Below are 11,996 nucleotides of genomic sequence, written 5' to 3' on the forward strand. Positions count from 1 at the left end.
CGCAGGCAAGCCAGCTCCCACATTTGCTTTGGGCGAAGCGTTAAATTTGAATTCTTTTAAATTATTTTCGACACGGGTGTAACGAAATTCGTCCTGCTGCCTCTAGTGGTGTAAGCAGGCAATCAAGCCCGCTACCTCAACCCACTGCTGGAGCTACACCATGACCACTAAACTGTCCGCCGCTACCCTGATCCTCGCCCTCGGCTCGGCCCTGAGCCTGTCCGCCCTGACCACCACCGCCCACGCTGCCGACGATATGCAGAAATGCTTCGGCGTCGCTGAAGCCGGCAAGAACGATTGCGCCGCAGGCGCCGGTACTACCTGCGCCGGCACCTCGAAAGTCAAAGACCAGGCCAACGCCTGGAAACTGGTCCCAGCCGGCACGTGCGCCAAAACCCCAAGCGCCACCTCGCCAACTGGGTTCGGCCAAGTAGCAGCCTTCACCGCCAAGTCCTGAACCCTGCGCAACCTGAGTACTGATGATGACGCTTTCACCCCAACATACGGTCTCTCCAGCTCAGGTGCCCGGCCTCCCCTACAGGGCCGGGCTGGGGCTGAAGAACGAGCACTTCCTCGAAGTGCTTGAGACTTCGCCCGACATCGGTTTTTTTGAAGTGCACGCCGAAAACTACATGGTGGCCGGCGGCCCTTTTCATCACTACCTGGGTTTGATCCGCGAGCAGTACCCGCTGTCGTTACACGGCGTGGGCCTGTCCATCGGCGGCGAAGGGCCGTTGAACCGTGAGCACCTGGCACGCCTGGCTACGCTGATCGAGCGCTATCAACCCCACTCTTTTTCCGAACACCTGGCCTGGTCCAGCCACGGCCCGGTGTTTCTCAATGACTTGCTGCCCCTGGCGTACGATGCGGCCACCCTGAACCGTGTGTGCGAACACATCGACCAAGTGCAAAGCACCCTCAAGCGGCCAATGCTGCTGGAAAACCCATCGACCTACCTGCAGTTCCAGCACTCCACCCTGGATGAAACCGACTTTATCAGCGAGATCATCCGTCGCACCGGTTGTGGCCTGTTGCTGGACGTCAACAACGTCTACGTGTCCTGCATCAACCACCAACGCGATGCGCTTTCCTACATTGATGCGCTGCCTTTGCGCGCAGTAGGTGAGATTCATCTGGCAGGCTTTGCCGAAGACACCGACAGCCTGGGCGACCGGCTGCTCATTGATGACCATGGTTCGCCCATCGATAACGCGGTGTGGCAACTGTACGAACAGGTACTGGCGCGCACAGGGCCGGTGGCCACGCTGATCGAGCGGGACAACCAGGTGCCGGCCTTCAGCGTGCTGCACGCCGAAGCACTGCAAGCCGACTGGCACCTTTCGCAGGTCAACGTATGAGCCATCAAGCAGCGTTTGCCAGCGCTCTGCTCGCATCGGACGCAATCTGCCCTGAGGGGCTGTTCAGCAGCAACGGCGCCGATCCGGCCAGCCGCTTTGCGGTGTACCGTAACAATGTCCACAGCTCCCTGATAAACGCGTTGGCCGCGGCCTACCCGGTGACATTGCAATTGGTCGGCGAGGCGTTCTTCCGCGCGATGAGTGGCGTGTATGTGCAGGCGAACCCGCCCACCAGCCCGCTGATCAGCGAGTACGGCAGTACGTTTGCCGCATTCATCCAGAACTTTGAGCCCGCCGCCAGCGTGCCTTACCTGGCTGATGTTGCTCGCCTGGAACGGCTGCGGGTAGGCGCCTATCACGCAGCGGATATCCCCCCGCTGGACCAGCAGGCCGTTCTTCAGGCCCTGCAGGGCCAAGCGGACCTGGGAAAACTGCGCCTGCAACTGCATCCCTCCCTGGCCGTGTTGAATTCCGCCTATGCGGTGGTGGCCGTTTGGGCTGCGCATCAAACCGAAGGCGCCATGGCCACCTTGAACCCCTGGCATGCCCAAGGTGCCCTGGTCTTGCGCCAAGGCCTGGCAGTCAAGGTCTTCACCCTCGACAGCGGTTCAGTCGCGTTCATCCACAGCCTGAACCAAGGTAAAGCACTGGAGACGGCAGTGGCTGATGCCCTCGAAGCCTCCAGCGAATTCGACCTGAACCAATGTCTGACGCTGCTGATCAGCCACGACGCCATCACCCATTTGCACCTGGACCCCAAGGAATCGCCATGAACACGTCCCCATCGAACCTGATCAATCGGGTCATCGCACTGTTCGAGAAAATCCCCTACAGCCTGATCGCCTTTCTCTCGCGCTTCTCTATTGCGGCAGTGTTCTGGAAGTCCGGGCAAACCAAGGTCGAAGGGTTCGCCATCGACTTGATCAACGGCACCTTCCAACTCGGCGAGCCGCGCCTCGCAGCCTCCACGGTGCCGCTGTTTCGCAGCGAGTACCATGTGCCGTTGCTCTCACCTGAAGTGGCGGCGCACCTGTCTGCGTTTGCCGAGCACTTCTTCCCGGTGCTGATCCTGGTGGGTTTTGCCACGCGCTTCTCGGCCCTGGCCTTGATCGGCATGACCCTGACGATCCAGTTGTTCGTTTACCCGGAAGCCTACCCGACCCACGGCACCTGGATCGCCTTGCTGCTGCTGTTGGTTGCCAAGGGCCCGGGCTGCCTGTCCATCGATCACCTGATCGCACGCCGCTACCGTTAAAGACGGTCCAAGGCTTCGCCGCTGCGCTTGAACCAGTCCACCAGGTAGTCGGCGAGCACCTGGGTACGGCGCGGCAAGCCGCCCTGATAAGGGTGAACCAGGTACATCGGCATGCTCCGCGTCTGATAATCACGCAGGAGCCAGCGCAATCGGCCGTCAGCTAATTCCGCGTGTAACACGTAGGACGGCAGGCGCGCGATACCCGCGCCGACCAATGCGGCTTTTTTCAGCAAGTTGTAGTGGTTAGAGGCAAACGTGCCGCTGACCCGCACCCGCAGCAACTCATGTTGCTGGTGGTACAGCCATTCTTCGCGCCCGCTGTAGTGGCTGTTGAGCAGGCAGCTGTGCGCTGCCAGGTCCGCCGGGGTCAACGGTTCGCCATATTGCTCCAGGTAGTCCGGGCTGGCGCACGTCATCTCGTGCCAGGCCAACAGCGGCTTGGCCACCAGGCGCTCATTTTCAAGCGCACCCATGCGCACGCCAAGGTCAAAGCCGTCCCGCGCCAGGTCCCGGTAGCTGTTGTTGAGCTCCAGCTCGATCTGCACCTGCGGGTACTGCTTGGAAAACTCCAGCAGCAAGCCATCGAAGAAGGTTTCCCCCAACGACACCGGCACGGTCATACGCACCGGGCCGGCCAAGTCATCCTTTAGCCGCGCCAGCGCCTGACGCGCGCGTTCCACTTGAACGACAAGCGCCTGGGCCTGGGGCAACAGCGCCGCGCCAGCAGCCGTGAGGCTGAGCTTGCGCGTGGTGCGGTGCAACAGCACCACGGAAAATTGAGCCTCCAATTGGCTGATGCGCTTGGACAACTGGCCCTTGCTGCAGCCCAACTGCTCGGCTGCCACGGTGAAACTGCCGGCCTCAATCAGGACGGCAAAGGCCGCCAGGTCATCCATCTCGCTCATGGATTGTTTCCATTTGAAAACCAAAGGTTGCCTATTAGCACGTTTATCCGCTGAAAAAGCCACTCTAGACTGAACCCTCACTTACTCCCTGGAGGAACAGCACGATGAAAATCCTATTGATTGGTGCCAGCGGTACGGTCGGTTCGGCGGTCAAGGCGGAACTGGCGCAGCGTCACGAGGTGATCAGCATCAGCCGCAGCAGCGGCGACTTCCAGGTGGACATCAGCGACAGCGCCTCGATCCGCGCGCTGTTCGAACAAACCGGCAAGTTCGACGCGCTGATCTGCGCCGCCGGCAGCGTCAACTTCGTCGCCCTGGGCGACATGAGCGAAACCGACTTTGAACTGGGCCTGCGTGACAAACTGATGGGCCAGGTCAACCTGCTGCTGATCGGCCGCGAATACGCTAACGACGGCGCCTCGTTCACCTTCACCAGCGGCATTCTGAACCGCGACCCGATTCGCACCGGCGCCTCAGCCGCACTGGTCAACGGCGCACTGGACGCCTTCGTCAAAGCGGCGGCCATCGAACTGCCACGCGGCCTGCGCGTCAACTCGGTAAGCCCGACCGTCCTGCTGGAAGCCATGGGCAGCTATGCCCCTTACTTCCGTGGCTACAAACCGGCGCCGGGTGCCGAGGTGGCGTTGGCCTACGCGAAAAGCGTCGAGGGCTTGCAGACCGGTCAGACGTTTATCGTCGGCTGAAGCTGGCGTCTGTCAGAATTGCCTGAAGCCGGGCGGCGGGCTTGTGATGCGGCGCCAGCCTGCGTAACGTGGCGGCACTTGTTTGGAGACCCGATAATGCGTGCCGCCCGTACCCTAGTTCTATGTGCCTTGCTGCCCCTGTTCACCGCTTGCCAGGTTTTCGAGAGCGAGCCGGCCAAACCGTCCACCGTCGGGATGACCCGTATGCAGGGCGAATTGACGGCCGTGGGCGGCAAGCTGTTGTTCCAGCCGTGCAACGACAAGCGCAATTACGTCGTCAACGACACCGGTGGCACCAGCGTCCTGCAGGAAGCCGCCTCCCTGGCGGGCCAGCAAGGCGCACTGTTTGCCGACTTGCGTGGCAAGTTCTCCGGCGTTGCCAGCGGCACCCAGGGTTCGGTCGACCTGCAACAGCTGTACCGCGTCGAACGCTCCACCTCGGCCTGCAATGACCCCGACTTCAAACGCATGATCCTGCGCGCCAACGGCCATAAACCGGCGTGGGCGATGAACGTCACGGCCAAAGGCATGGTGCTGGAACGTGAAGGCCAACCGCCACTGGCTGTACCGTATGTCGAAGAGCAGATCGGTGACGGCCGCTTCAACCTGATGACCGAAGCCAACAACCAGCACGTCGAACTGTGGGTTGCCCCGCAGCGCTGCGTTGACCCGGTCAGCGGCAGCCTCCAGCACATGACCGCCGAGCTGCGCGTCAATGGCCAGGTTCAGCGCGGTTGCGCGGCGTTTGGCGGTTCCCGCGACGACTGATTGCACCCCGCGTTGTTTTAACATGACGGGAAACTGCCATTGGGGCTTATAATCGCCGGTTTGCAAAACAGCCGGCATCGAAGCCCGCCGCCTACCGGATCCTGTCATGTTACGAATCACCGAACTCAAGCTGCCCATCGACCATCCCGAAGAAGACCTGCGGCCTGCCATCCTGCAGCGCCTGGGCATCGCCAGTGATGACCTGCTCGATTTCACCCTGTTCAAGCGCAGCTACGACGCGCGCAAGAAATCGTCTGAACTGTGCTTCATCTACACCATCGACCTGAACGTGAACGGCGAAGCAGCCCTGCTGCTCAAGTATGCCGATGACCGCAACGTCAACCCCGCGCCGGACGTCAGCTACAAGGTGGTGGGCCAGGCGCCCGAAGGCCTGGTCGAGCGGCCAATCGTGGTGGGTTTTGGGCCGTGCGGCATCTTCGCCGGGCTGCTGCTCGCGCAGATGGGTTTCAAGCCGATCATCCTCGAACGTGGCAAGGAAGTGCGCCAGCGCACCAAGGACACCTGGGGCCTGTGGCGTAAAAACGTGCTCAACCCAGAGTCCAATGTGCAGTTCGGTGAGGGCGGCGCCGGGACCTTTTCCGACGGCAAGCTCTACAGCCAGATCAAAGACCCGAAATTCCACGGTCGCAAAGTACTGCACGAATTCGTCAAGGCCGGCGCGCCGGAAGAAATCCTCTACGTCAGCAAGCCACACATCGGCACCTTCCGCCTGACCGGCGTGGTCGAAAACATGCGCGAGCAGATCATCGCCCTGGGCGGTGAAGTACGCTTCGAACAGCGCGTGACCGACGTACTGATCGAAGACGGCCAACTGAACGGCGTGGTGGTCGCTGACGGCGAGCAGATCCTCTCCAAACACGTGATCCTGGCCCTGGGCCACAGCGCCCGCGACACTTTCCGCATGCTCCACAGCCGTGGCGTGTACATGGAAGCCAAGCCGTTCTCGGTGGGTTTCCGCATCGAACACCCGCAATCGCTGATCGACGCCGCGCGCCTGGGCAAATACGCCGGGCACCCGAAGCTCGGCGCCGCCGACTACAAGCTGGTGCACCACGCCAAGAACGGGCGTTCGGTCTACAGCTTCTGCATGTGCCCGGGCGGCACCGTCGTTGCCGCCACCTCCGAGCCGAACCGCGTCGTCACCAACGGGATGAGCCAATATTCGCGTAACGAGCGCAATGCCAACTCCGGCATCGTGGTCGGCATCACGCCTGAAGTGGACTACCCGGGCGGCCCGCTGGCCGGCATCGAACTGCAGGAACGCCTGGAGTCCCACGCCTACATCCTCGGCGGCAGCAACTACGAAGCCCCGGCGCAGTTGGTGGGCGACTTCATCGCCGGCAAACCGTCCACGGCCATTGGCAGTGTGGAACCGTCCTACAAACCGGGCGTAGCGCTGGGCGATTTGGCCCTGGCGCTGCCGGACTTCGCCATCGAAGCCATCCGTGAAGCGCTGCCGGCATTCGAAAAGCAGATCAAGGGTTACTCGCTGCACGACGCCGTGTTGACCGGGATCGAGACCCGCACGTCGTCGCCGCTGCGAATCACCCGTAACGAAACCATGCAGAGCTTGAACGTGAAAGGCCTGTTCCCAGCCGGTGAAGGCGCCGGTTATGCCGGCGGGATTCTGTCGGCGGGCGTTGACGGCATTCGGATTGCCGAAGCGTTGGCGCGGGATATGCTCGGCCTCGAAGCCTAAGCGCGACCGCAGCCAGCCCCCCTCAATGGTGGGAGCTGGCTTGCGCGTTGTTTCAGATGTTTGCGCGCAAGACCGTTTCGGGCAACGGCTCGCCGCGCTCGACACTGGCCGCCACCGCCGCAATCAAACCCTCCAGCTCATACCCCTGCGCCTTGAGCCACGCTTGATCGTAATAGGTGGTCGCATAGCGCTCGCCGCCATCACACAAGATCGCCACGATCGAACCCGATTCCCCCGCCGCTTTCATCTGCTGCGCCGCCACCAACGCGCCGATCAGGTTGGTGCCACTGGAACCGCCAACCCGACGCCCCAAACGCTCTGCCAGGTAATGCATGGCGGCCAGGGAAAGGGCATCCGGCACCTTGACCATCGCGTCAATCACCTTGGGTAAAAACGACGCCTCGACCCTTGGTCGCCCGATTCCTTCGATGCGCGAACCGCAGTCCAGGCGCAAGCTGGCGTCGCCGGTCTGGTAGAACTCAAAGAACACCGAGCGCTCGGCATCGGCACACAGCACGCGGGTGCCATGCTGGCGATAGCGCACATAACGTCCAAGGGTGGCCGTGGTGCCGCCGGTGCCGGGGCTGGAAATCAACCAACTCGGTTCGGGGTAATGCTCAAAGCGCAGTTGCTGGAAGATCGATTCAGCGATGTTGTTGTTCGCCCGCCAGTCGGTGGCCCGCTCGGCGTAGGTGAATTGGTCCATGAAGTGGCCACCACTTTCCTTCGCCAGGCGTTCGGATTCGGCGTAGATCTGCGTCGGATCTTTTACCAAGTGACTCTTGCCCCCGTAGAAGGCGATCTGTGCGATCTTTTCCTGCGACGTGGTGGCGGGCATCACTGCGATAAACGGCAAGCCAAGCAGGCGGGCGAAGTAAGCCTCCGAGATCGCGGTCGAACCGCTGGACGCTTCGATCACCGGCGCCCCGGGCTTGAGCCAGCCGTTACACAGGGCATACAGGAACAGCGAACGGGCCAGCCGATGTTTCAGGCTGCCGGTGGGGTGACTGGACTCATCCTTGAAGTACAACTCGACTCCCGGCAGCCCCGGCAACGGCAAAGGAATCAGGTGGGTGTCGGCGCTACGCTGGAAGTCCGCTTCGATGATGCGAATGGCTTCGCGGGCCCAGGTACGGTGGTCGCTCATAAGGTGAGTCTCTAAAGATTTCACCCCTGATTTTAGGGGGTTTCCTACACTGCACACAGATACAGTGACGACTCAATTAGACACACAATTGCTAGGCTGTGGCGCATCCACCAGCCTGACCATCGCTTATAACAAATAAGAATATAACTTTTGTTTTAACAACTAACGGTACGGGTTAGGGTACCCACCTATTGAACCTTGATTGGAGAGCATCCTGTGCCTCTGCGTAGCACTTTCACCCGTTTCTTCCAGCTGGAAGCCGCCAGCGGTCTGTTACTGATCGCCGCTGCCGCCTTGGCGCTGATCATCAACAATTCGCCGTTGTCGCACCTGTACAACGCCTTTCTTGACGTACCGGTGGTCGCACAAATCGGCGCACTGAAAATCGCCAAGCCCGCGCTGCTGTGGATCAACGACGGTCTGATGGCCCTGTTCTTCCTGCTGATCGGCCTGGAGGTCAAGCGCGAGCTGCTGGACGGCCATCTGTCCAAGCCGTCGCAAGTGGTGCTGCCGGGCGCTGCCGCGATAGGCGGCATGGTCGTGCCGGCGCTGATCTACTGGGCGATCAACAAGGACTACCCCGCTGCGCTGTCCGGCTGGGCGATCCCCATGGCCACCGACATTGCCTTCGCACTGGGCGTATTGGCCTTGCTGGGCAAACGGGTGCCGGTGTCGTTGAAGCTGTTCCTGATGACCTTGGCGATTATCGACGACCTGGGCGCAATCATTGTCATCGCCGTGTTCTATTCCGCCGACTTGTCCGGCGCCGCCCTCGCGGGCGCAGGCGCGTGCCTGATTGCCTTGATTGCGATGAACCGCCTGGGCGTGATCAAGCTCGGGCCGTACCTGATCATCGGGCTCATTCTTTGGGTGTGCGTGCTCAAAAGTGGTGTGCACGCCACGTTGGCTGGCGTGACCCTGGCCTTCTGCATCCCGCTGCGCACCAAGAATGCGGAGCCGTCGCCACTGCTCACCCTCGAACACGCCCTGCACCCGTGGGTGGCCTACTGCATCCTGCCGCTGTTCGCCTTTGCCAACGCCGGCGTGTCCCTGACCGGTGTGAGCCTCGACAGCTTCACCCATCACGTACCGATGGGCATCGCCGCCGGCCTGCTGATCGGCAAGACCGTCGGTGTCTTCGGCCTCACCTGGCTGGCAATTAAAACCGGCCTGGCCGCGCTGCCCAGCGGCGCCAACTGGGGCCAGGTGTTCGGCGTGGCAATCCTGTGCGGCATCGGCTTCACCATGAGCCTGTTCGTCGGCTCCCTGGCGTTCGTGCCGGGCGCCAGCGAGTTTGCGGGCGAGGACCGAATGGGCATCCTGACCGGCTCGATCCTGGCGGCGTGTATTGGTTATGCGGTGACGGCGATGGCGAGTCGCAAGAAAGCCTGAGCCACCTGAAGCACCTGAAAACCTCACCCGGGCGACCGGTTGGGGTTTTTCTTTGTTTGTCGCTGACGTTTAACCAATAATCCGCCTGCCCCCGCCTAAAGACTTCCCCCCTCCCGCCGACTATCTGGTGTGGCGATCCAGCTGTCCCCTTCCTGGGACGCGCGCCCGACCTTGCTCCCCAACGCGTTTCCAGCCCGAGCGACAAGCCCATGTTCCTGAGAAATATAAGAATCGCGGCCAGAGCCTTCATCGGCTTCGCCGCTATTGCCTCGCTGAGTGTGTTTCTCGGCCTGTTCGCCCTCAAGCAGATTGGCGAAGTCCAGTCCCAGGCGGCGGATATTCAGAACAACTGGATGCAGCGCGTGCGACTACTGGCCCTGGCCAATGCATCGCTCGACCGTTTTCGCCTGGGCGAAATGGCGCACATCCTGTCCTCCAGCGACGCAGACATGCAGACCTACGAAGACAAATCTGCGGGTCGCCTGAAAGCCGTCAAGGAGCAACTCTCTCAATACGCAGGCCTACTACGCACCGCTGAAGAAAAATCACGCCTCGATGTGTTCAACCAGAGCCTCGATGGGTACGCGAAAAACCACACCGAGATGCTCAAGCGCTCGCGCTCAGGCGACAAGGCCAGCGCCCGCGACTTCCTCAACAGCATCCGCGAAAGCTACGAGCAGATGACCAAGAATTTCGACCAGTTGATCGACCTCGCCAATAAAGGCGCAGAACTGGCCGGCCGGACGTCCGAGGACGCGTACCAGCACGCGGTGAAGGGCATCGCGATTGTCATCCTACTGGTGAGTGCCGGCACTGTCCTGGTGGCGTGGCTGCTGACCCGCAGCATCACCGGGCCGATCAATGAAGCGGTGCAAGTCGCCGAAACCATTGCCAAGGGCGATCTCACCCAGCCTATCAACCCGACGGGCAACGACGAAGCCACGCGCCTGCTGCGGGCACAAGAAACCATGCGTAACAACCTGGTGCAGACCCTGCGGCAAATCACCGGATCATCCAGCCAACTGGCCGCTGCGGCCGAAGAGTTGAATGCGGTCACCGCCGAGGGGAGCCGCGACTTACAACAGCAACACGGGGAAATCGAGCAGGCGGCAACGGCGGTCACCGAGATGACCACCGCTATTGAGGAAGTCGCCCGGAATGCGGCATCGACCTCCGACCTTTCCCAGGAATCACGCAGCATCGCCTTGAAAGGCCAGCAGCGCATGGTCGAGGCATTGAATTCGATCCAGGCGTTGACCCGTGGGGTTGAAGTCAGCTCTGGCCAAGTGAGCGGCCTGGCTGAACAAGCCAAAGGGATCGGCAAGGTACTCGATGTGATCCGCACCATTGCCGAGCAAACTAACCTGCTGGCGCTGAATGCCGCTATCGAAGCCGCGCGCGCGGGTGAAGCCGGGCGTGGTTTTGCGGTGGTCGCCGACGAGGTGCGTGCGCTGGCGCATCGCACCGCGCAGTCGACTCAAGAAATCGAACAGATGATCGGCAGCATCCAGACCCATACCGCCAGCACTGTTAACACCATGCTCGACAGCAGCACCATGACCCAGCAAACCCTGGGACTGGCCGAACTGGCACAACAGGCACTCGCGGATATTCTGGCGGCCAACGATGAGATCAACGACCGCAACCTGGTGATTACCACGGCGGCGGCGGAGCAAGCTGACGTTGCCCGGGCGGTGGATCGCAACTTGCTGAATATTCAGCAACTGTCGATTCAGTCTGCAGAAGGCTCGACCCAGACGACAGCTGCCTCACAATCATTGGCCAGCCTGGCCCATGAATTGAATACGATGGTAAAGCACTTCCAGGTCTGACCATTTGAAACACCAAAAAGCCGTCTCGGTTTAAGCCGAGACGGCTCCACTTCTCAGACCTTACAGGTCATCGAAGCTGTCCCGCAGAAACACCCACACGTGATAAACACGCAAGGCATTCACTGCGAGGTTCCACGTACGTCGTGCAAACTTGGACATACTCGGCCCTCCTTGAGTTGGGCCTTACCTCCAGCGCACTTACCGGAACACGTGAGCCTTCAGACGCGGGTCAATGCGCCCTTTAAGGTGGCCGGGCTAATGGTCCTTCCGCATCAATCCGGCACGGATTACTAGCCCGTGGCGGTCGGTCCAGAATTCGCGCGCGTACCCGGCGCACCTGAAAAGCGACAAACGCAGAACAGGGGTGATCCTATCCAACATGCCCGTCGAAGGTGTGTCGGAGCATGGTCAAATATCCAGTATCGGCCGATAGATTCATTACAAGCTTTTGCAGTCCAATCAGGGCGGAGAAAGATGCCAAACTGCGCCCAATACCAACGATCGTTCCGCCTTGCGTGGCGACGTGACCGGCAGTAGTATCTGCCTGCGGGTCAATGCGTCGTTTGAGATAGCAACCCCAGCCACTCTCTGGGTTTGCACTAAAAAACCGCCCTACTAAGGCGGTTTTTTATTGCCTGCGTTTCCACGTTTACAGCAAAGCATGAAAACTGGCCCTGAAACCAAAAAACCCCAACCAGTCACCCGGTTGGGGTTTTGTGTTTCTACAACCGACGCTTAACGCGTAACGCGGCTGGTGCCGTTGACGGTCATGATGCGCACGCGGTCGCCGATGCGGAAGATTTCGTTTTCTTCAACCGCCTGGACGTAGGCGCGCATGCTGCCGTCGTCTTCGCGAACGGTGATTTCCACGCCTTGGGTGCGGGTCAGGCCTTCTTCAGTGGCCGAACCCAGCAG

The 11,996-nt window shown here is 61.0% G+C and carries 11 protein-coding genes and 1 pseudogene; 9 read left to right on the plus strand and 3 right to left on the minus strand.

Annotated elements, in window-relative coordinates:
* The first annotated feature begins 160 nt into the window (after positions 1–160).
* From WBB95_RS17340 to WBB95_RS17355, 4 genes are read left to right on the plus strand one after another with little or no spacing between them, the layout of a single operon-like run.
* Entirely contained in the window at positions 161–457 is a 297-nt protein-coding gene (locus WBB95_RS17340) for a DUF2282 domain-containing protein (protein ID WP_424488705.1), read from the plus strand.
* 22 nt (positions 458–479) lie between these two features.
* Positions 480–1,358 carry a DUF692 domain-containing protein gene (locus tag WBB95_RS17345; protein ID WP_424488706.1) on the plus strand — a complete coding sequence of 293 codons (879 nt, stop codon included), beginning with the start codon at positions 480–482 and terminating at the stop codon, positions 1,356–1,358.
* Complete coding sequence (locus tag WBB95_RS17350; RefSeq protein ID WP_424488707.1) at positions 1,355–2,131, plus strand: putative DNA-binding domain-containing protein; 777 nt, start codon at positions 1,355–1,357, stop codon at positions 2,129–2,131. The genes WBB95_RS17345 and WBB95_RS17350 overlap by 4 nt, the downstream gene beginning before the upstream one ends.
* On the plus strand, positions 2,128–2,613 hold the full coding sequence (locus WBB95_RS17355; protein ID WP_424488708.1) for a DoxX family protein: 486 nt from the start codon (positions 2,128–2,130) through the stop codon (positions 2,611–2,613). The genes WBB95_RS17350 and WBB95_RS17355 overlap by 4 nt, the downstream gene beginning before the upstream one ends.
* Here the strand turns inward: WBB95_RS17355 and WBB95_RS17360 are convergent.
* The gene (locus WBB95_RS17360) at positions 2,610–3,518 is read right to left on the minus strand and encodes a LysR family transcriptional regulator (RefSeq protein WP_424488709.1); all 909 of its coding nucleotides are present in this window, start codon (positions 3,516–3,518) and stop codon (positions 2,610–2,612) included. The two genes, WBB95_RS17355 and WBB95_RS17360, sit on opposite strands and share 4 nt — an antisense overlap.
* A 104-nt stretch (positions 3,519–3,622) precedes the next feature.
* On the opposite strand from WBB95_RS17360, the gene WBB95_RS17365 reads away from it, so the two are divergent.
* The 3 genes from WBB95_RS17365 (at position 3,623) to WBB95_RS17375 (ending at position 6,710) form a co-directional block, all read left to right on the plus strand.
* A complete protein-coding gene (locus tag WBB95_RS17365; protein WP_424488710.1) occupies positions 3,623–4,222 on the plus strand; it encodes a short chain dehydrogenase in 600 nt (199 codons plus the stop codon).
* Positions 4,223–4,318: 96 nt separating this feature from the next.
* On the plus strand, positions 4,319–4,990 hold the full coding sequence (locus WBB95_RS17370) for a COG3650 family protein (RefSeq protein ID WP_424488711.1): 672 nt from the start codon (positions 4,319–4,321) through the stop codon (positions 4,988–4,990).
* Between the two features lie 106 nt (positions 4,991–5,096).
* Positions 5,097–6,710, plus strand: coding sequence for an NAD(P)/FAD-dependent oxidoreductase (locus tag WBB95_RS17375; protein WP_424488712.1), 1,614 nt, complete (start codon positions 5,097–5,099; stop codon positions 6,708–6,710).
* Positions 6,711–6,762: 52 nt separating this feature from the next.
* Here the strand turns inward: WBB95_RS17375 and WBB95_RS17380 are convergent, their stop codons facing one another.
* Positions 6,763–7,857, minus strand: coding sequence for a PLP-dependent cysteine synthase family protein (locus tag WBB95_RS17380; protein WP_424488713.1), 1,095 nt, complete (start codon positions 7,855–7,857; stop codon positions 6,763–6,765).
* 216 nt (positions 7,858–8,073) lie between these two features.
* Here WBB95_RS17380 and nhaA point away from each other — a divergent pair, with 216 nt between their 5' ends.
* Both nhaA and WBB95_RS17390 read left to right on the plus strand, forming a co-directional pair.
* A complete protein-coding gene (gene nhaA, locus WBB95_RS17385; RefSeq protein ID WP_424488714.1) occupies positions 8,074–9,249 on the plus strand; it encodes a Na+/H+ antiporter NhaA in 1,176 nt (391 codons plus the stop codon).
* A 209-nt stretch (positions 9,250–9,458) separates the two neighbouring features.
* Entirely contained in the window at positions 9,459–11,081 is a 1,623-nt protein-coding gene (locus tag WBB95_RS17390) for a methyl-accepting chemotaxis protein (protein ID WP_424488715.1), read from the plus strand.
* 735 nt (positions 11,082–11,816) lie between these two features.
* Here WBB95_RS17390 and WBB95_RS17395 read toward each other — a convergent pair.
* A pseudogene (locus WBB95_RS17395) lies at positions 11,817–11,996 on the minus strand (hypothetical protein); the annotation flags it as partial.

Origin of the sequence: Pseudomonas sp., from assembly GCF_049645325.1 — a bacterium.
In the GTDB taxonomy this organism is placed as follows: Bacteria; Pseudomonadota; Gammaproteobacteria; order Pseudomonadales; family Pseudomonadaceae; genus Aquipseudomonas.